General features: G+C 70.5%; 20 protein-coding genes. 4 read left to right on the top strand and 16 right to left on the bottom strand.

The window, feature by feature from the left end; translation table 11 throughout:
• Positions 1 to 42 precede the first annotated feature (42 nt).
• From ACN27E_RS03880 to ACN27E_RS03855, 6 genes are read right to left on the bottom strand one after another with little or no spacing between them, the layout of a single operon-like run.
• Positions 43 to 876, bottom strand: coding sequence for a DUF881 domain-containing protein (locus ACN27E_RS03880; RefSeq protein WP_422746703.1), 834 nt, complete (start codon positions 874 to 876; stop codon positions 43 to 45).
• 1 nt (position 877) lies between these two features.
• A complete protein-coding gene (locus ACN27E_RS03875) occupies positions 878 to 1,210 on the bottom strand; it encodes a small basic family protein (RefSeq protein WP_422746702.1) in 333 nt (110 codons plus the stop codon).
• A gap of 27 nt (positions 1,211 to 1,237) precedes the next feature.
• Positions 1,238 to 2,161 (bottom strand): DUF881 domain-containing protein, encoded by a 924-nt coding sequence (locus ACN27E_RS03870; protein ID WP_422746700.1) that lies wholly within the window; start codon positions 2,159 to 2,161, stop codon positions 1,238 to 1,240.
• Positions 2,154 to 2,756 carry a CDP-alcohol phosphatidyltransferase family protein gene (locus tag ACN27E_RS03865; protein WP_422746698.1) on the bottom strand — a complete coding sequence of 201 codons (603 nt, stop codon included), beginning with the start codon at positions 2,754 to 2,756 and terminating at the stop codon, positions 2,154 to 2,156. The genes ACN27E_RS03870 and ACN27E_RS03865 overlap by 8 nt, the downstream gene beginning before the upstream one ends.
• A gap of 9 nt (positions 2,757 to 2,765) precedes the next feature.
• Positions 2,766 to 5,102 (bottom strand): accessory Sec system translocase SecA2, encoded by a 2,337-nt coding sequence (secA2, locus tag ACN27E_RS03860; RefSeq protein WP_422746696.1) that lies wholly within the window; start codon positions 5,100 to 5,102, stop codon positions 2,766 to 2,768.
• 4 nt (positions 5,103 to 5,106) lie between these two features.
• On the bottom strand, positions 5,107 to 5,946 hold the full coding sequence (locus ACN27E_RS03855; RefSeq protein ID WP_422746694.1) for a GNAT family N-acetyltransferase: 840 nt from the start codon (positions 5,944 to 5,946) through the stop codon (positions 5,107 to 5,109).
• Between the two features lie 127 nt (positions 5,947 to 6,073).
• Between ACN27E_RS03855 and ACN27E_RS03850 the strand changes: the two genes are divergently transcribed.
• Positions 6,074 to 7,987: an ABC transporter ATP-binding protein/permease gene (locus ACN27E_RS03850; protein ID WP_422749590.1), complete on the top strand. Its 1,914-nt coding sequence runs from the start codon at positions 6,074 to 6,076 to the stop codon at positions 7,985 to 7,987.
• Here the strand turns inward: ACN27E_RS03850 and ACN27E_RS03845 are convergent.
• From ACN27E_RS03845 to ACN27E_RS03835, 3 genes are read right to left on the bottom strand one after another with little or no spacing between them, the layout of a single operon-like run.
• A complete protein-coding gene (locus ACN27E_RS03845; protein WP_422749589.1) occupies positions 7,984 to 9,483 on the bottom strand; it encodes an FAD-binding protein in 1,500 nt (499 codons plus the stop codon). The genes ACN27E_RS03850 and ACN27E_RS03845 overlap by 4 nt on opposite strands.
• Before the next feature lie 8 nt (positions 9,484 to 9,491).
• The gene (locus ACN27E_RS03840) at positions 9,492 to 9,986 is read right to left on the bottom strand and encodes a VOC family protein (protein ID WP_422746692.1); all 495 of its coding nucleotides are present in this window, start codon (positions 9,984 to 9,986) and stop codon (positions 9,492 to 9,494) included.
• A gap of 45 nt (positions 9,987 to 10,031) precedes the next feature.
• Positions 10,032 to 10,706: a TetR/AcrR family transcriptional regulator gene (locus ACN27E_RS03835; protein WP_422746690.1), complete on the bottom strand. Its 675-nt coding sequence runs from the start codon at positions 10,704 to 10,706 to the stop codon at positions 10,032 to 10,034.
• Between the two features lie 107 nt (positions 10,707 to 10,813).
• Here ACN27E_RS03835 and ACN27E_RS03830 point away from each other — a divergent pair, with 107 nt between their 5' ends.
• Positions 10,814 to 11,254 carry a nitroreductase family deazaflavin-dependent oxidoreductase gene (locus tag ACN27E_RS03830; protein WP_422746689.1) on the top strand — a complete coding sequence of 147 codons (441 nt, stop codon included), beginning with the start codon at positions 10,814 to 10,816 and terminating at the stop codon, positions 11,252 to 11,254.
• Positions 11,255 to 11,257: 3 nt separating this feature from the next.
• Here the strand turns inward: ACN27E_RS03830 and ACN27E_RS03825 are convergent, their stop codons facing one another.
• The 6 genes from ACN27E_RS03825 to ACN27E_RS03800 form a co-directional block, all read right to left on the bottom strand.
• Positions 11,258 to 11,944, bottom strand: a complete 687-nt coding sequence (locus ACN27E_RS03825; protein WP_422746688.1) for a hypothetical protein — start codon at positions 11,942 to 11,944, stop codon at positions 11,258 to 11,260.
• 91 nt (positions 11,945 to 12,035) lie between these two features.
• Complete coding sequence (locus tag ACN27E_RS03820; protein ID WP_422746686.1) at positions 12,036 to 13,442, bottom strand: NAD(P)/FAD-dependent oxidoreductase; 1,407 nt, start codon at positions 13,440 to 13,442, stop codon at positions 12,036 to 12,038.
• Between the two features lie 10 nt (positions 13,443 to 13,452).
• Positions 13,453 to 14,607, bottom strand: coding sequence for a cation:proton antiporter (locus tag ACN27E_RS03815; RefSeq protein ID WP_422746684.1), 1,155 nt, complete (start codon positions 14,605 to 14,607; stop codon positions 13,453 to 13,455).
• 3 nt (positions 14,608 to 14,610) lie between these two features.
• A complete protein-coding gene (locus ACN27E_RS03810; protein WP_422746682.1) occupies positions 14,611 to 15,120 on the bottom strand; it encodes a cation:proton antiporter regulatory subunit in 510 nt (169 codons plus the stop codon).
• Between the two features lie 30 nt (positions 15,121 to 15,150).
• Entirely contained in the window at positions 15,151 to 16,035 is an 885-nt protein-coding gene (locus ACN27E_RS03805; protein ID WP_422749587.1) for a sterol desaturase family protein, read from the bottom strand.
• Between the two features lie 90 nt (positions 16,036 to 16,125).
• Positions 16,126 to 17,688, bottom strand: coding sequence for a carboxylesterase/lipase family protein (locus ACN27E_RS03800; protein ID WP_422746680.1), 1,563 nt, complete (start codon positions 17,686 to 17,688; stop codon positions 16,126 to 16,128).
• A 97-nt stretch (positions 17,689 to 17,785) separates the two neighbouring features.
• Between ACN27E_RS03800 and ACN27E_RS03795 the strand changes: the two genes are divergently transcribed.
• Positions 17,786 to 18,130, top strand: a complete 345-nt coding sequence (locus tag ACN27E_RS03795) for a DMT family transporter (RefSeq protein WP_422746679.1) — start codon at positions 17,786 to 17,788, stop codon at positions 18,128 to 18,130.
• Entirely contained in the window at positions 18,130 to 18,453 is a 324-nt protein-coding gene (locus ACN27E_RS03790; RefSeq protein WP_422749585.1) for a DMT family transporter, read from the top strand. Before ACN27E_RS03795 ends, ACN27E_RS03790 begins: the two co-directional genes overlap by 1 nt.
• On the opposite strand, the gene ACN27E_RS03785 is transcribed toward ACN27E_RS03790, so the two are convergent.
• Entirely contained in the window at positions 18,422 to 19,630 is a 1,209-nt protein-coding gene (locus ACN27E_RS03785; protein ID WP_422746677.1) for an MFS transporter, read from the bottom strand. The genes ACN27E_RS03790 and ACN27E_RS03785 overlap by 32 nt on opposite strands.
• Positions 19,631 to 19,665: the final 35 nt, after the last annotated feature.

Genomic DNA, 19,665 nt, shown 5'->3' with positions numbered 1-19,665 from the left:
GGGCTCCTTCGTACTTCGGGTGGGGTCCGGACACGCTGCGGCTCATTTGACTGGCTGAGCGTATTGGCGCGGTTTCGGTTGCCGCAAGGCGGCCACGTCGACGCGATCGGCCTGCTGCACCACCATCGTCCCACCGACGCGCTCGACGCTGTCCATGGCGCCGCCGGGGATGTTCATCGCGGCGGCCAGGGTGGGCGGATCGCCGATCGCCAGAACCGTGTAGGGCGGGTTCAGTGTGGCACCGTCGACGATCAGGGCCCCCGGTCTGCCGACCACCCAGGTGTCCACGCCGACGCGCACCGCGGTGCGCTGATCGCCGGCGCCGCCCTGGCTCACCCCCTGGATCTCGATGGCCTCCGCCCCGGCCGCCCGCAGCTCGTTGACCACGTCGAGCAGGGTCTCTGCCGGCACCCCCGGGGTGGTGTCGGAGATGGTGATCGTCACACCGGGGCCGGTGGCCGCCACGGTGCCGATGAGGATGGACAGCGCCGCCAGCCGGGCCTGCGCGTTCTCGATCGCGGCCTGATCGGTACTGCCGGTGGCCTGCAGCTGTTCCAGCGTCCGGCGCAGGTCGTTGACCTCGCTGTTGAGCGAGGCCTCCCGCTGTTGCAGCGAGTCGAGCAGCACGAGCAGATCCGCGGGTCGGGCGGTCTCGAGATTGTCGCCGGAGTCGTGCTGACGGACCTGGGTGACGATCGCCACGCCGAGCAGCAGGCACAGCAGCACGGCCAGGACGCCGAACACGGTGCGGCCGCGGCGGTGCGGCCGGTGGTGGGGCGCGGCGGCGGGCGGAAGTTCGTGCCGGCCGTGTTCGCGGGCCCGGTCGCCCGAGTGGTCGCCTGAGTGGTCGCTTGAGTGGTCGCGAGAATCGGCCATCTCAGGCCCCGAACAGCCGGCGCCGGAGGGCGGCGGCGTTTCCGAAGATGCGGATGCCGAGCACCACGATGATGGCGGTCGAGAGCTGCGTCCCGACCCCGAGCTGATCGCCCACGTAGACGATCAGGGCGGCGACCAGCACGTTGAAGACGAACGACACCACGAAGACCTTCGCGTCGAAGATCCGCTCCAGATATGCCCGCAGGCCGCCGAATACCGCGTCCAGCGCCGCCACCACCGCGATCGGCAGGTAGGGCTCGACGACTTCGGGCACGCTGGGCCGGAACACCAGGCCCAGCACGATGCCCACGACGAGGGCGGCGATTCCGATCATCGGTGATCCGTTCGTGGTCGGGTCATGTCAGCCACCGCGCCGTTCGGCGAAGTTGACCTCGCGCACCGACCCGGCGGGGACGGTCAGTGCGTCGGCGGTGGCGACGGTGACCCCGACACCGTAGGAGGCCTCGAGCAGCCGCAGACGTTGCAGTCCGCTGCTGCGTTCGAACGACTCGGCCATCGTGTTCGGTGGACCGATCGCCTGCAACACGTAGGGGCTGCTGACGGGCTGGTTGTCGACCAGGATGCCGCCCCCGGCCTGCCGGATGGTGACGTTGGGGCCGATGCGCACATCTCCGATCGCGATGGCCTCCGCCCCGCTGACCCACAGCGAGTTCACCACCAGCTGCAGATCGCGGTCGAGAATGACCTGACGGCTGCCCTCGACCCGCTGTTCGGCGACGTCGGAGAGGTTCTTGGACATCCCGGGTTCGGTCACGGTGACCACCAGACCCGGTCCGATCGCCGCCGTGGCCGCCGCCTCGGCGTCGGCGACGTCGAGTTCGGCGAGCAGCCGGCGGCCGAGTTCGTCGCCCTCAAGCCGGCTGCGCCGCTGAGCGGCCACCGCGGCGGCCAGCGTGCTGCGCTCGGCGGCCAGTTGGTCGTCGGTGGCCTCGGCCGAACGCACGCTGCCGGCCAGCACCTGCTGGGCCTCCCGGGCCGCCGGTGCGGCGATCTGCGCCTGCGCCGCGGCGACCGAGAACACCGCCGCCACCGCGACCGCGGCCGCGATCTGCCAGGTCCACTCGCCGGCGCGGCCACGGCGCGCGCCCGCCCGCCGGGCCGATGCTGCAGCGGCGTAGCCGGGATCGTGGTGGTCGGTCAACAGCGAACGCAGCAGCGAGGGCACCGGGATCCGCGTCGGGGCGCCGGCAGCGTGTTGACTGCGCCCGGCCGACGGATCGAACCCGCCGAGCGTGCGGTCGACGTCGGTCGGCGGCTCAGCCACCGGCGCCCACCTTCGGCATCCGCCGCAGCACCAGCCCGACCTGCATCAGGTACAGCACACCCGACCACAGGTACAGCGCCAGCCCCCATCCCAGAAATCCCCAGCCACAGGCGAGCACCAGGCGGCTCCACACCTGGTCCCACTGCCCCAGCAACACCAACGGGAAGCCCGACATCAGCGCGAACGTGGCGGCTTTGCCGAGATAGGTGACCGGCAGGGCGGCCAGTCCGCGGCTACGCAGCAGCGGCAGCGTGGCGGCCAGCACCAGATCGCGCCCCAACAGGGTCACGACGAACCACCACGGCACCGTGCCGTGCGCGGCGAGCGCCAGCGGCACCGTGATCATGTAGATGCGATCGACCAGCGGATCGAGCAATTCGCCGAGCCGCGAGGACTGGTTGGCCACCAGCCGGGCGATCTTGCCGTCGGCCCAGTCGGAGAACCCGCTGAACATCAACACCCCGACCGCCCACCCGTTGGCGTGCGCACCGAACAGCAGCCAGAGGAATACCGGCACCAGCGCCAGGCGCAGCACCGACAGCGCGTTGGGCACCGTCACCACCCGGTCCTCGGCGCCCGCCCCCGGAGCGTTCATGGCCTGAATCTATCGGAACACCCCGGGCAGGCTCAGCGCCGCCATCGTGTCGTCGGCCAGCGGATTGTCGTGCACCATGTAGGTCCACGTCGAGGTCGGGCGGGCCAGTTTCGACAGGTCGACACCCGGCTCGTCCTCGATGGACGGGGCCGTCTCGAACGTCTGCTGGGCGGCCTCGATGGCGTCGGCGGCCAGTGAGGCGAACGCGTCGACGGCCATCCGGTGGAACTCGTCGAGCGGATTCTGCCGGCCGAGTGCCCGCAGATGGATGCTCTCGCGGATGTCGGCCAGGTAGGCCAGGTGTTCACACCAGCCCCGGTCGAGGTGGTACAGCATGATCAGCCGGCAGATCTTCTCCAGCCGCTCCTCGGAGAGCTGCTCGGAGAGCTCCTCGTAGCGTTTCGGGGACAGCTCGGCGAGCTCTTCGCGGGCGGCCGCGGTGCGCAGCAGCGTGTCCCGCCGTTCGACGATGATCGCGCGCTGCTGAGCGGTGAGCTGGTTGTAACGCCAGGTGTTGGCGTGCACGTCCAGCAGCCGCCCCTCGGCGATGCGCTGGGCATGGTCGAGCAGCCCGGCGGCCTTGTCGCTGAGCACCCGGCCGTCCTCGTCGGCCTGCATCGGCAGTTTGGTGGGGTCGAGATGGGCGAGCACCAGCTCGTCGTCCCAGCTGGAGAAGAAGACCGACGACCCCGGATCGCCCTGTCGCCCGGCGCGCCCGCGCAGCTGGTTGTCCAGCCGCTCGGTGTGATGGCGCCCGGTGCCGACGACGTGCAGCCCGCCCAGCTCGGCGACGCGTTCGTGTTCGGCGGCGTGATCGTCGGCGTCGGAGCCGCCCAACCGGATGTCGGTACCGCGACCGGCCATCTGGGTGGACACCGTGACGGCGCCCAGCGAGCCGGCCTCGGCGATGACCGCGGCCTCCTCGGCGTCGTTCTTGGCGTTGAGCACAACGGCCGGGATCCCGTGCCGAACCAGCTTCTCGTGCAGTTCCTCGGATTCGGCGACGTCGCGGGTGCCGATCAGCACCGGCTGCCCGGTGGCGTGCACGTCCTCGACGTGGGCGATGATCGCCTCGGTCCGGGCGGCTGCGGTCACATACACCCGGTCGGCCTCGTCCTCGCGCACGTTGGGCTTGTTCGGCTCGATCGGCGACACCCCGAGCTTGTAGAACTGGCGCAGCTGCTCACCGGCGGCCAATGCGGTGCCGGTCATTCCGCACACCGTCGGGTACCGATTGATCAGCGCCTGAACGGTGATGGTGTCGAGCACCTCACCGGTCTCGGTGGTCTCGATGCCCTCTTTGGCCTCGACGGCCGCCTGCAGACCGTCGGGCCAGCGCTGTAGCTGCGCGATGCGGCCGCGGGAGGCGTTGATGAGGTGGACGGCGCCGTCGCGGACGATGTAGTGCACATCGCGCTGCAGCAGTACGTGCGCGTGCAACGCCACGTTGACCTCGGTCAGCGTCGAGACGACGTGTTCCTCGGAGTAGAGGTCGATCCCGCCGAGCTTGGCCTCGAGTTTGCGGGCGCCACGGTCGGTGAGGTGGACGTTGCGGCTCTCGGCGTCGGTCTCGTAATCCGTGCCGGCGGTCAGCTCCCCCACCATCCGGATCAGCTCGACCCGCGGTGTCTCGCGGTGGCTCGTTCCGGCCAGCACGAGGGGCACCAGCGCCTCGTCGACCAGCACCGAATCGGCCTCGTCGATCAGCGCCACGTCGGGGCGCGGCGAGACCAGGTCGTCGACGTCGATGACGAGCTGATCGCGCAGCACGTCGAAGCCGATCTCGTTGACCGACGCGTAGGTGACGTCGCAGGCGTACGCGTCCCGGCGCTGTTGCGCGCTGGACTCGGCGGTGATCCAGCCGACGGTCAGCCCGAGCGCCTCCAGCAGCGGACCCATCCACTGCGCGTCGCGGCGGGCCAGGTAGTCGTTGATGGTGATGACGTGCACGCTGCGTCCGCCGATGGCGTAGCCGGCGGCGGCGATCGCACCCGAGAGCGTCTTGCCTTCACCGGTCGCCATCTCCACAACGTCGCCGGCCAGCATCCGCAGCGCGCCGAGCAGCTGGACATCAAAAGGACGGAGCGAGGTGGTCCGCTCGGCCGCCTCCCGGGCGATCGCGAGGAACTGCGGGATGTCGGCGGCCTCGGCGAGGTCTTCCAGGCGCAGCAGTCGTGCGGCTTTGCGCAGCTGTTCGTCATCGAGGTCGGCGGCCTTGTCGTCGAAGTCGGCCGACGCGGTGACCTGTGCCAGTGATCGGCCCTGGTTCTTCTCGGTGGCGGCGCCGAGCAGCTTCCAGAACTTGCCGCTCAGGCGGCCGGTGGTGCGGGAACTCGTCTTGGGCACACGTTTACGGTACGCGGAGGTCCACGATGAGCGAATCTCCCACCGGGACGAATCCGAGCTTGCGGTAGACGTGGTTGCTCGCCGGATTCGCCACATCGGCGAACAGCACGACGTGCCGGGCTCCGGCGGTCAGCGCCCAGCGGCAGGCCGCCGCGGTCACCGCCGACCCGAAGCCGCGGCCGCGCACCTCCGGCGGGGTGTACACCGGCCCGATCCGCGACACCCCGGCGGCCGGCGCGCGCACCGCGGCCATGCTGACCGGCGCCCCGTGCGCGGTCCACAGCAGATACGCATCGCCGACGGCACCGGCGGCCGCCACCGCAGCCGCGGCCCGGTGCGGGTCGGGTTCGTGGCCGAGCGCCTCCGCCGCGAAGTCGCACTGGTACCGGATGAGCACCGGCAGATCGGCCGGGCGCGCCACCCGGTGCACACCGGCCACCCCGGCCGGACCGGTCAGCGTTCCCAGCCGGTAGAGCCGCTCCTCGACGGTCCCCTCGGCGACCGACCCGGTGTGCGCACACCACCGCCGGCAGAACCTCTCGGTCGTCGCCCGCGGACCGCGCACACCCGGCACGGCGAGGCCCGCACCGTGCACCGCACGCACCGTCTCGTCCAGCGGGGCGCCGGTCAACCCGCCGCACAACAGCGCCAGCGGCGGCGTCCGCATCGCCGCACCCACCAGTTCGTCGCCCTCCCACACGGTCAGCAGCAGCGGATCCTCCGGGCCCGGCAGTGCTCGGCGGAGCAGGGACAGTTCGATCGTGTGCACGATCGGGCTGCGCCGGTACCAGTCGCCGGCGGACGCCAGGAAGTCGTCGGCGTCGGTGTGCACCCGTAACCGCATGACCCCAGCATGGGTGGCGATCGGCGGGATCGTCGAGAGCACTGCCGGGACCCGCACGCCGGACGTGTTCGCGCGTCCGGCGCCGCGCGGACAGGCCGACGGCAGGTCCGCGCGGTACCTTCCCCCGGTGGAGATGTTCACACCGACCCTCGACTGGGGCAACGAGATCTGGACCTCGCTGTGGTGGATCGCCCGGGCGTGGGTCTATGCGGCGGTGGCGACCATGGTCGCCCTGTTCCTCATCGTCCGGTTCACCGAGTGGGGCAGGCAGTTCTGGCGGGTCACCCGCGAGTACTACGTCGGCCGCGATTCGGTGATCGTGTGGGTGTGGCTGGCCGGGTTGCTGCTGTCGGTGATCGTCGGGGTTCGGCTGTCGGTCCTGTTCAGCTATCAGGGCAACGACATGTCGACCAGCTTCCAGGTGATCGCGGCCGGGCTGGGCAGCAACGACGACGCGGTCCGGAGTTCCGGCGGCGAGGGCTTCTGGCTGTCGATGTTGATCTTCACCATCCTCGCCACGATCAACATCGCGCTGGTCATGCTCGATCTGTATTTCGCCCAGCGGTTCATGCTGCGCTGGCGCGCGTGGCTGACCGACAAGCTCACCGGCAACTGGCTCGAGGGCAAGGCGTTCTACCGGTCCCGGTTCATCGACGCCACGATCGACAACCCGGACCAGCGCATCCAGGCCGACATCGACATCTTCACCGCCGGGGTCAACTCGCAGCCCAACCGGCCCAACCAGGGTTCGGAGACCACCCTGCTGTTCGGCGCGGTCTCGTCGATCGCCTCGATGATCTCGTTCACCGCGATCCTGTGGAACCTGTCGGGCCCGGTCACCCTTCCGCTGGTGGGGTTCACCCTGCCCAAGGCGATCTTCTGGATCGGCATCGTCTACATCGCCATCGCCACGGTGATCGCGTTCCGGATCGGCCGGCCGTTCATCACGCTGTCGTTCAACAACGAGAAGTTCAACGCCGCGTTCCGTTACGCGCTGGTGCGGTTGCGCGACGCGTCCGAAGCCGTGGCGTTCTACCGCGGCGAGGCGGCCGAGCGTTCGGGTCTGCGCCGCCTGTTCGCCCCGGTCGTCACCAATTACCGCAAGTACATCAACCGGACGATGGGCTTCGCCGGCTTCAACCTGTCGGTCACGCAGGCCCAGGAGCTGATCCCCTACGTGGTGCAGTTCCAGCGGTTCTACAACGGCGAGATCACCCTCGGGGCGTTGGGTCAGACGGCCTCGGCGTTCCGTTCGATCCTGAGCGGGTTGTCGTTCTTCCGGACCGCGTACGACGACTTCGCCGGCTACCGCGCCGCCATCATCCGGTTACACGGCCTGGTGGTCGCCAACGACGAGGGCCGCGAGCTGCCCACCCTCGCGGTGGCGGCCAGCACGGACGGCGCGGTCGAGTTCGACGACGTCGAGGTCCGCACACCCGACGGCACCCAGCTCATCGATCCGATCGACCTGCGCCTCGAAACGGGTGACACCCTGGCCGTGACCGGCATGTCGGGCACCGGCAAGACGACGCTGCTGCGGAGTCTGGCGCAGCTGTGGCCGTACACCAGCGGCACGCTGCGCTGCCCGTACGGGCCGCACGAGACGATGTTCCTGTCGCAGATGCCCTACGTGCCGCTCGGCGATCTGCGGGCCGTGTTGTCCTATCCCGGCCAGGTCGGGGACTTCTCCGACGAACAGTTGGCCGCCATGCTGAACAAGGTGGCGCTGCCGCATCTGGTGTCACGGCTGGACGAGGTGCAGGACTGGGTCAAGATGCTCTCCCCCGGTGAGCAGCAGCGGGTCGCGTTCGCCCGCATCCTGTTGACCAAACCCAAGGCGGTCTTCCTGGACGAGGCGACCTCGGCGCTCGACGTCGGCCTGGAGACGATGCTGTATCAGATGGTCCGCGACGAGCTACCCGACACCATTCTGGTCAGCGTCGCGCACCGCGGCACCGTCGTCGACCTCCACGAGCAGGAGCTGGCGTTGCTCGGCGGCGGCGAGTGGCGGCTGGCCCCGGTCGGGGCCGCCGCGCCCTAACCCGCGGTGGTGTGCGCGTCCGCCCGCCGGGCCGCGTGCGCCCCGGCCCGCCGGCCGAAGAACGACCCTTCGCCCAGCTGGGTGCCGCTGGCGTAACCCTTACCGTCCTGGGCGATGTTCGACGCACAGGCGCCCGCCGCGTAGAGGCCGGGCACGACCGAGTCGTCGTCGCGCAGCACCTGGCCGTCGACGGTCACGGCGAGTCCGCCCATGGTGAAGCCCGAATACATCGCGACGCCCAGCGACAGGTCGAACGCCGCATAGGGCCCGGTGTCCTGCGCCGCGAGATAGTCCGGCTGCTTGTGGAAGTCCGGGTCCTCGCCCCGGGCGGCGTGGGCGTTGTAGCGCTCCAGGGTGGCCGCGAGATTGCCCTGCGGGATGCCCAGCGCGGCCTCCATCTCCGCGACGGTCTCCCAGCCGTCGATGAACTTGATCAGCGGCATCTCGGGCATCTGCATGTGCGCCTCGTCGACGACCAGATAGGCCCGTTGATCCGGCTGTTCGAGGACGAACGCCGAGGTGCGCGAATGGTAGGAATCCTCGGCGACGAAGCGCTGCCCGTCGGAGTTGACGATGACGCCGGTGAGCAGGATCTCCGGCGGGTAGGCCGCAGCGGTGATGAACAGCTGGTCCAGGTCTTTGGCCACGCCGCCGGCGGACACGCCCAGCCGGATCCCCAGCCCGTCGTCGTTGGGGTTGCCCAGGATGTAGGGCTCGACCTCACCGTGGTGTTTGGTGCGCCGTCGCTGCCCCAGCGCCGGGGTGAACTCGGCCACCATCTGCGGGTTCATCGCGAAGCCGCCGGCGGCGATGACGACCGAGGCGGCCCGAACGGTGCCGGTCTCGGTGAAGTGCTTCCACCGCACACCGACGACGCGACCGTCCTGCACCACGAGGTTGGTGGCGCCGGTCTCGTAGCGGACCGCGACACCGACTTCCTCAGCTCGCTTGATGAGGAGTTTGATCACCATGTCGGCGCCGCCGAGCTCGCCGGGCACCGGCACGGAATGCCCGCGCGGGGCCGGCCGGGCCTGTTCGCAGAACGGCCACACCTTCTCGTTGCCGGTGTAGGACAGGCCCTCGGTACCGGGCGGCACGACCACCTTGCCGGGGTAGTAGCTGCGCTCGAATTCGAATCCGAGCGCCTCGAGCCACTCGAAGTGCTCGACGCTGCCCTCGCAGTACGCGCGGATTTTGTCGTGGTCGGGCTCACGCGCCTGGGAGACCAGATACTTGTACATCTCCTCGGCGGAGTCGTCGTGACCCGTCGCCCGCTGTACCGCGGTGCCCCCGCCGAGGTAGAAGTGTCCCCCGGCCATCGAGGTGGTGCCGCCGGCGCCGGCGGCGCGTTCGAGGACCAGCACCCGCGCACCGGCCGCGGCGGCGCTGACCGCCGCGCAGCCACCGGCGATGCCGAAGCCCACGACGACCACATCGACGTCGTCGGACCACTCGGACACCGATGCGGCGTCGATGATGTCGGGGATATCGGGCACGTTGGGGCTCACTGCTGCTCCTGTTTGACGTAATCGAAGAAGGACCGGATCTCATCGGAGATGTAGGCGATCTCCAGGTAGGGCACGCCGGCGTGCGCGGCGCCGACATAGGCGAAGCGCATACCCCCCGCCATGACCCCGTCGCACACCAGGTCCGCGCCGGCCTGGCGGGCGTCGTGGACGGCGGCGTCGAAGGCCGGTTCGTCGAGGGTCTCGACGCAGATGTGGTGCAGACCGGGGCCGTGCCGGTCGAGGAATTCAGCGTAGAGACTCGCACCCCGCACGGGGGTGATGAGCTCCAGTTGGGTGTCGCCGGCGTAGCTGAGTGAGACGTCGGCGACGAAGTCGGCGGGTTCACCGCGGAACCGGCAGCTGTCGGGCCCGAAGTGGACGCCCGGCATCCGCACCCACCGACGGGCTCCGAGCAGCGTGGTGAGTGCGTGTTCGGTGGCGTCCTGATCGTCGGTGACCCAGGCAATCTGGACAGGTGTCTGGGCAAGCATCGACACGACAATATCGCCCCACCGGCGGCTGCGCTAGAACGTGTTCTAGTTGTCCCCGGCCACCATCTCGATCAGCAGGCGGAGTTGCCGGTCGAACAGGCCCGGCGGATCGCTGAACGTATCGGCACCGTACTGCCCGAACACCTCGAGGCTGATGGCGCCCACCAGACCCGCCCACAGCGCAGTGCAGCGGATGACCAGATCGTCGCCGCCCCCGAAGCCGAACTCGTCGCGCAGCCGGTCGAAGTCCGACGGGACATCGTGCGGCGCAGGCGGTTGCGTCGTGGCGACCAGCCCTTCGGCGACGGTGTCGAAGATCGCCTTGACCACCCTCGTCCCGGGGATCACGGTGCGCTCGGCCGGCGCCTGGTACCCCGGCACCGGGCTGCCGTAGAGCAGCGCCCACCGGGCCGGCTGCGTGACCGCCCACCCACGCGCCGCGTGCGCGATCGCCAGCACCCCCGCGCGCCAGTCCCCCCCTGCCGTCGCCCGCTCCCGGTCCGCGCAATCCGCGAGTTCGCCGTAGGCGTCGACCAGCAGCAGGGTCAGCAGGTCGTCGCGGCTGGCCACGTAGCGGTACACCGCCGAGGACACCATGCCGAGTTCGCGGGCGATCGCGCGTAGCGACAGCCCGGCGGGTCCGTCGGTGGCCAGGTGGCGACGTCCGACCTCGACGATCTGGGCCTCGATGCGTGCCCGGCTGTCCTCCCGTTTACCCACGGCACCGAGTGTGACAGAAAAGTGAGCAGTGCTCTTGCTTATTGGGCGAGTGTGGGGCATCGTGAAACGAGAGCACCGCTCACACATTCATCGACCGAGGAGTGACCGTGACACCGCGCTACGACGAACCGAATCTGGCGGCCAGGGTCGCCAACGAGATCTTCCGCAGGCTGGCCGAGGCCGGGATCAGCATCGCCGGGACCAGATCACTGCGGGTCCGGGGACGCAAGACCGGTGAGATGCGCGGCGTCGTCGTCAACGTGCTCACCGTCGACGGCCGCGAGTACGTCGTCTCCCCCCGCGGCAACACCCAATGGGCCCGCAACGCGCGGGCCGCGGGTGAGGTGGAGGTCGGGTCGCGCAGGCGCCGCCACACCGTGCGGCTGGCCGAGGTGGCCGACGACGACAAGCCCGAGCTGCTGCGGCGCTATCTGAAGCGGTGGTACTGGGAGGTCAAGGGCCACGTCGGCGGTCTGACGCCGGAGTCCGGCGAGAACGAACTACGCGCCACCGCTCCGTCGATCCCGGTGTTCGAACTGCTGAGGTAGCGCTCAGGCGGCGCCCGAGGCGACCAACACCGGCGCGCCGGCCTGCGCCAGCGCGGACTGCCAGGAGACGGCGGCCGGGAAGCTGCCCCAGGTGCTGTTGTAGATGCCGAGGATGACGGCCCGACCGTCGGGGGCGTTGAAGTACACCGGCCCGCCGGAGTCACCCTTCTGGCTGCGCACACCGTTGGCCATGGTGAACCAGCCGTTGTTGACCGACTCGATGGTGCCGCACGACTCGCCGGTCATGATGCCGAAGTGGCACACCGGCATGCCCGGCGCCACCACCACCGAGGCGTCCTGCACCAGCGGCCGGCCGTTGGGCAGCACATTGTTGACCTGGACGTCGGACGCCAGCGCGATGGTCTGCCAGTCCGAGATCTGGTGGTTGGTGTCGATCGTGGTGCCGTCGGGCGTGTTGTCGGAGAACGCGACCTGGCTGCCCAGGAATCCGTTGGTCTTGTCGGTGACCCCGGCGCCGCCGCGGCAGTGTCCCGCGGTGTAGGCGACGCGGGCCTCCACGTCGACGAAGGCCAGGGTGCACAGATTGGACCCCTGCCGGATCTCCATGCCGGGGAACACCAGCACTCCGGGGTCGGCCTTGGCGTGCACCGGCGGGCCGACGAGGGTGGCGAAGAATGCGGCCGCAGCGGCCAGGACACCGATCAGTGTGCGACTCAGCATGCGACGCATGGTGGCTCCCCTCCCCGGTGGGTTGCGTGATTCGTGAGGTGTATCGCCCCATTGTCAAGCACCGTTACCGAAGCGTGTCGTCACGGGTCGGTCAAGAGTCGAAACCGAGCCCCAACCGGTCGAGCGTGCGCAGCAGCAGGTTGCGCCGGCCCGCCGCATGATCGGCCCGGTCCAGTGACCAGCGGGTGGCCTGGATGCCGATCGAGGCGATCGGTTCGGGCGGGAACGGCAGCGGTTTGCGGCGCACCATGGCCAGCCGGGTGCGCGGCGTGTCACGGCGTTCCAGCAGGTCCAGGCATACGTCGGCGGCGAAGCGGGTGGCGCCGACCCCCAGGCCGGTGAACCCGTTGACATAGGCCACCCGGCCGCCGCGGGCCAGGCCCCAGTGCGCACAGAAGCGGGTGTTGGTGTCGATCGCGCCACCCCAGCGGTATGCGAACCGGACATCGGCCAGCTGCGGGAACGTCAGGTAGAAGTGGGCGGCCAGCTTGCGGTAGGTCTGCGGCCGGTTCTCGTAGTGCGGCTTGATCCTGCGCCCGGGGAAATAGACCGCGTCGTAGCCGCCCCAGACGATGCGATTGTCGGCCGACAGCCGGTAGTAGTGGAACTGGTTGGCGCTGTCGCCGATGCCTTGCCGGTTGCGCCAGCCGATGCGTTCGAGCTGTTCGGCGGTCAGCGGTTCGGTCGCCAGCACGTAGTCGTACACCGGAACGGTGTGCAGCCGGTTCCGCCGCAGCAGGCTCGGGAAGACGTTGGTCGCCAGCACCGCCCGGCGCGCGGTCACCCGGGCGCCGGGGCTGTCGATCCGCACGCCCGTGCCGTCGGTGTGCAGTGCCGTCGCCCGGGTGTGCTCGTGGATCTGCACGCCGGCGTCCACGCAGGCCCGCGCCAACTCCAGCGCCAGCTTCCCGGGGTCGACGATCGCGCACGTGTCGGGACTGAACAGACCCGCCAGATACGTCGGCGAGTGCACCTCGTCGCGCACCTGCGCCTGGTCGAGCAGCATGCCCTCACCGGCGGCGGCCGCCTCGGTCAGCCAGCCGACCTGGTGCGGTTCGGTGGCGACGGTCAGCATGCCGGTGCGCTGCCAGTCGACGTCGAGACCGAGGCGCCGGATGTCGGCCTGCATCCCGTCGAGGTTCTCCCGGCCCATCCGCTCGAGCTCGTCGAGTTCGTCGGGCCAGCGGGACCGGCCGTTCTCCAGTCCATGGGTGAGGCTGGCCTCGACGAAGCCACCGTTGCGTCCCGACGCCGCCCCGCCGATCCGATCGGCCTCGATCAGCACGATGCGTCGGTGCGGGTGCTGCTCGGCAGCGTGCAGAGCGCTCCACAGGCCGGCGTAACCGCCGCCGACCACGACCAGATCGGCGTCGACGTCCACGCTCAGCGGCGGGTGCTCCGGCCGCGGCACGTCCAGCCAAAGGGATCCGAATTTCGCCGGCGCCAGCCCCCGGTCGACGAGGGCGGGGTCGACATGGGCGTCGAAGACGGTCTGCACACCGCGGAGACTATCCGGCGCGCGACCGCTTGGGCAGTCGAGCGCCCGTGAAGCGCGTGATCACCGGCCCCACCATCGCCAGGATGAACACGTAGGGCATCGCCACCGCCTCCAGCGACGCGACGGTGGCCCCCACCAGACCGATGATGACCAGCGAGAACTCCCCGCGCGCGATGAGCGCGGTGCCGGCACGCAGCTGACCCGCGCGGGCCACGCCGTCGCGCCGGGCCGCGAAGCGCCCGGTCAGCACCTTCGTCAGCGCCGTGACCACCGCGAGGGCTGCGGCGACCGGCAACATGGGCAGCAGTTCGGCCGGCGACACCGACACCCCGATGGCGAGGAAGAAGATCGCGGCGAACAGGTCGCGCAACGGGGTGAGCACGGTGCGAGCCCGGTCCGCGGCCTCACCGGTCAACGTCAGCCCGACGAGGAAGGCGCCGACTGCCGCGGAGGCGTGGATGAACTCGGCCACCGCGGCGACCACGAGGGTCAGCCCGAGGATGCGCAGCATCAGTTGCTCGTTGTCCGGGTGGGCGATGAGGCGACCGACATGGTGGCCCCACCGGTAGGACACCACGAACGCCGCCACGAGTGCGGTGACGGCGACGGCCATCCCGACCATCGCCTGCACGACGGTGCCGCCGGCCGCCAGCACGGCCAGCAACGGCAGGTATGCCGCCATGGCGAAGTCCTCGAGCACCAGCACCGACAGCACCGCGGGCGTCTCCCGGTTACCCAGTCGCCGCAGATCCGTCAGCAGGCGTGCGATGACGCCGGACGAGGAGATCCAGGTGATCCCGGCGAGGGCGAGGATGCCCACGGCATCGAGGCCGATCAGCCACCCCGCCAGCGCGCCCGGCGCGGCGTTGAGCACGAAGTCCACCCCGGCCGAGGGCAGATGCCTGCGCAGGCTGCTCGCGAACTCCCCGATCGAGAACTCCAGGCCGAGCGTCAGCAACAGGAGTACGACACCGATCGAGGCGCCGGTCTCCAGGAACTCGCCGGCTGCGGGCACCGGCGCCAGTCCGCCCTCGCCGACCGCCAACCCCGCGGCGAGATACAGCGGAATGGGCGACAGGGCATATCGCCGGGCGACCGTTCCGAGCACCGTGAGCACCGTGAGCAGGACGCCGAGCTCGAGCAGCAGCGTCGCCGAGACCTCCACGGATCAGGTTCCGGATGGCGGGCCGCTGGGGTGATCCCGGGCCACGATGGCCTCGACACCGGCGATGCCGTCCTCGGTGCCGATGATCACCAGGACGTCGCCGGCATGCAGGATCTCCGCCGGGCCCGGCGATGCCATGACCTCGTCATCCCGCACGATCGCCACGATCGACGCACCGGTGCGGGTGCGGGCCCGGGTCTCCCCGAGGGGTCGGTCCACGAACGCGCTGCCCGGGCGGATCGACACCTGCCCGGCGTCCAGTCCGGGCACCTCGCGGGTCAGATCGGCGAAGCGTTCGGCGATGCGTGGGGCGCCCAGGATCTGGGCGAGCGCCTCGGCCTCCTCACCGGTCAACCGGAACACCTGCTCGGCCTGGTCCGGGTCCTCCCGCGGGTAGACCACGACCTCGAAATCCCCGCTGCGCCGGGCGACGACACCGATGCGGTCGCCGTCGCGGTTGTCGAACTCGAAGCGCAGCCCTACACCCGGCAGCAGTACTTCTTTGACGTCCATGCGTTTCATCCTGGCGGTCCGCGGGCCGGATCAGGAACCGACCCCGGCGACCGGTTCGACGGATCGCCGCGCGGCCGGCTGCCAGCCCGGCGGCCCGAAGGTGTACCCGAACCGGTCTCGCCAGCGGGTCGCCCGACGGACGTCGCGCGAGATCGCCGCGTACTCGTGGGTCTGCAGGGTCCAGATGTTGTAGGTGCCGACGGGCTTGGTCAGCCCGTAACGGGGCCGCGCCACCTCGGGGGCGAACGTGCCGAACAGCCGATCCCAGACGATGAACACCCCGCCGTAGTTCCGGTCCAGGTATTCGGGATCCATGCCGTGGTGCACCCGGTGGTGTGACGGGGTGTTGAACACGAACTCCACCGGTCGCCACAGCTTGTCGATGCGCTCGGTGTGCACCCAGAACTGGTAGATCAGGTTCAGCGAGAAACTGGCGAACACCATCCAGGGCGGGACCCCGAGCAGCGGCAGCGGAACCCACATCAGGATCTCGCCGCTGTTGTTCCACTTCTGGCGCAACGCGGTCGCGAAGTTGAAGTACTCGCTGGAGTGGTGGGCCTGATGGGTCGCCCAGATCAGCCGGATCCGGTGCGCCAGCCGGTGGTAGGCGTAGAACAACAGGTCGACCCCGACGAACGCGACCACCCACGTGTACCACTGCGTGGCCGGTAGGTGCCACGGCGCGACGTAGGTGTAGAGCGCGGCGTAGCCGAGCAGCGCGACGAACTTCCACGCCGCCGTCGTCGCGACCGACACCAGACCCATCGAGATGCTGGTCCACGCGTCCCGGCGGGCGTAGGAGCCGGCCGGGCTGCGCTGCTCGTCCTCCAGGGCCTCCAGCTTGCGCGCCGCGGTCCACTCGAGGGTCAGCAACAGCAGGAAGAACGGGATCGCGAACAGCACCGGGTCGCGCATCTGCGGCGGCAGGGCGTCCAGAAACGCCAGATCCACGGGTCACACCTCCGCGTGGAGTCTATCGGCCGGTCGCACACCACCGGGCACACCTCACCGGAAGCTGAGCACCTCGTCGCCCCAGGCGGCGCGCAGTTCGCCGTCGAGGTCGTCGACCACCCGGTCCTCGCTGTCGATCACCAGGGTCGCGCGGTCCCCGGGCCGGTACGGCCGCCACCGCGGCGCGCCGCCGGGCTCGCCGGCCCGGGCCAGGCCGGTCCAGCGCTCGCGCACCCGCCCCGACAGCGCCGTACCCGTCTTGAGGCCGCCGAGCTTGAACGTCGGATCCTTGGGTCCGGCCGACAGATTGCCCCACACGAAAGGCAGCTCGGTGGCGTGCGCGGCGCCCAGGCGCAGCAGCCGCATCATCGGGGTGGCGTAGTCGAACCGGTAGAGATACACCGGGGCCACCGCACTGTGTCCCTCGGCGAACCACACCGACGGCATCCGGAAGCCGATGTCACGCGCCACACCCATCCCGCGGGCCTTGCCCTTGAGGCCGGGATAGGCCGAACCGAGCTGTTCGTCGGAGGGGATCTGCAGGCCGGGCTGTTCGACGGCGATGTCGGCGAACATCGCGGTGATCGCCTCGGGTGTGATCGGCATCAGCGGCGACTTCATCCACCGGAACAGCGCCGCCTCATGTTTGTTGGACCCGATGATCAGCGGGACGGGCAGCGACCGCCCGGCCCGCGCGGCGTGGGCGGGGAAGTCGGGGACGATGTCGCCGTCCACCACCGGCGCGAACGCCAGGGTGCCGGGCATCTGCACCGGCACCTCGTCGAACAGCTTCTTCGAGGCGGCCAGCACGGCGGCCAACGGCGCATCGGGCAGCCGGTCGCCATCGGCGGGCGCCACCCCGAGCCGCTCCAGGAACTGCTCGGCGGTCCGCCGACCCCGGTCGGCGCTGTAGACCGATGTCACCGGGGAGCTCTGCGCGATCGCCGCCGAGAAGAGTCCCTCGGCGGCCGGGCTGGTCAGCAGCGTAGTGACGATGCCGCCGCCCGCCGACTCCCCGAACAGCGTGACCCGTTGCGGGTCGCCACCGAAGCCGGCGATGTTGTCGCGGACCCACTGCAGCGCGAACAGCACGTCACGCAGTCCCGGATTGGTGTCGAAGCGGGTGCGCGGGGTGCTCAGCGACGACAGATCGAGGAAGCCGAATGCGCCGAGACGGTAGTTCACCGTCACCACCACGACATCCGCGTCGGACGACAGGGCGCGGCCCCGATAGAGCGGCTGGGTGGCCGCGCCGATCAGGTAGGCGCCGCCGTGCACCCACACCAGCACCGGCTTGGCGTCGGCGGCCGTGGTTCCCGACGGCGCCCACACGTTGAGCACCAGGCTGTCCTCGCCCTGCGGGGCGCCCAGATCGAACGGGATCCCCGGGAACACCGGTTGCGGAGCGGCCGGTCCCACCCGGCGGGCGTCGGCGACCTCGCGCCACGGCTCGGGCGGCTGAGGCGCACGCCACCGCAGTTCCCCGACCGGAGCGGCGGCGTACCGGATGCCCCGCCACACCGCGGCGACCCCGTCGTCTCGCCCGCGGACCGGCCCGTGCACCGTCTCGACGACGGGCTCGGCGACCGGGATCGCACTGGATGTCTCGGCAGTCATGCGCTGCCCTCCTCTCCGTACTCGCTTCGCCGGTCTCGGCAAATCCGCACCGAGCGTCGGCCCATCCAGGCTACCCACCCTCGGATAGGTTGAGCCGGTGCAGAAGTCGGTGCTCCTGGCAGGAGCGATCGCCAGTGAGGTGGCCGCCACACTGGCCCTGCGGGCGTCCCAGGATCACAGTGGCTGGCTCGTCGCGGTGGTGTTCGGCTACCTCGGCGGGTTCGTCTTGCTGACGGCCGTACTGCGGGCGGGTATGCCCGTCGGCGTCGCCTACGGCATCTGGGGCGCGTCGGGCACCGCGGCGACGGCGGTGCTCGCGGCGGCGATTTTCGGCGATCCGTTCACCTGGCCGATCGCCGCGGGGATCGGCTTGATCATCGCGGGTGTGCTGCTCGTCGAGTTCGGCTCCCACGCCCGCGCAACCGGCGACGTTGCCTCGTGATCTACCTGGTCCTCGGGTCGGCCATCGCGCTCGAGGTGATCGCCACCCTGGCGTTGCGCGCATCGGAGGGTTTCCGTCGCAAGGTGTGGATCGCTCCGGTGGTGATCGGCTATCTGGCGTCGTTCTATCTGCTGTGGCTGACGCTGTCGCTGGGTGCGCCGGTGGGTCTGGTGTACGGCATCTGGACGGCGTGCGGAGTGGCGCTGGTGGCGGTGCTGGCCAGATTCCTGTTCGGCGAGCGGCTGACGCCGATCATGGGGCTCGGGATCGCGCTGATCGCGGCCGGTGTGCTCACGATCGAGCTGACCGGCCTCTCGCCCTGAGAGCACCGGCCGCGACGATCACCACGATGCCGGCGACCGGCACGCTGAGCAGACCGATCCGCAAGCTGGTGGTGTCCGCGATGAAGCCGACCACCGGCGGCGAGGCCAGGAAGCCGATCCGCAGCAGCCAGGTCAGCAGGGTGAGGCCCGTGCCCGGCCGCAGGCCGGGGAGTTGATCGGCACGGTTCATCGCCGCCGGAATCCAGGTGGCCACGCCCAGCCCGGCAGCCGCGAAACCGGCCAGGGTCCCCGGCACGCTGGGCACCGCCAGCGCGGCCCCCATCCCGCCGGCCACCAGCAGTCCGCCCGCCCTGGCCACCGTGACGTCACCGAAGCGGTCGACCAGTCGGTCGCCGGCCAGCCGGCCGACGAACATGGCCCCGGCCAGGGCGACGTAGCCCAGGCCGGCGACCGCGGCGGGCGCGCCGACGCTGTGGCTCAGATACAGCGCCGCCCAGGAGCTGCCGGCATCCTCGACCAGCGCCCCGGCGATCGCGATCGCCGCCAGCGCGGCCAGCGCGGCCAGCAGCAGATACCCCCGCGGGCCGGCGCGTCCGGTCGCGCCGGGTGCGTCGGCGAGGTGTTCGTCGTGGTCCGCGCCGGGCAGCATGAACCGGTAGGCCACCAGGACGACCATGCTGAACAGCACCGCGGCGACCCCGAGGTGCACGCTGCGCGGGATGTGCAGCGCGATGGCCCCGGTGGCCATCAGACCGCCCAGCACCGCGCCGGCGGCCCACACCGCGTGCACCGAGTTGATGATCGACCGGCCGTAGTGGCGCTGCACCCGCAGAGCGTGCGCATTCTGGGCCACATCGGTGCACGCATCGCAGGCGCCCGCCACCAGCAGCGCCGCCGCCAGCCACATCGCCGACGGCGCCACCGCCGCGGCGAGGACGAACACCGCGATGCCCACCGTGCCGCCGACGGCGACGCGGGCGGAGGTGAACCGCCGGATCAGCGCTCCGGCACCCAGACCGGCGACGAAGGCGCCGGTCGAGAACGCCCCGATCGCCAGGCCGTACACGGTATTGGACAGGCCCAGATCGGATTTGATCTCGGGGAAGCGCGGCAGCAGGTTCGCGAAAAGTGCGCCGTTGGTGAGGAATTGGGCCGCCACGGCGATTCGCGCGCGCCGGATCAGCGGGCCGGAACGGTGATGCACCTCCGCCGCCATAGCCCGCGACCCTACCGGGCGCGGGCCGCCGCCGG

This window comes from Mycobacterium sp. WMMD1722 (assembly GCF_049315205.1).
Lineage (GTDB): Bacteria > Actinomycetota > Actinomycetes > Mycobacteriales > Mycobacteriaceae > Mycobacterium.
Note: the sequence above shows the minus strand (reverse complement) of the source record. Positions and strands in the feature narration are given on the sequence as shown.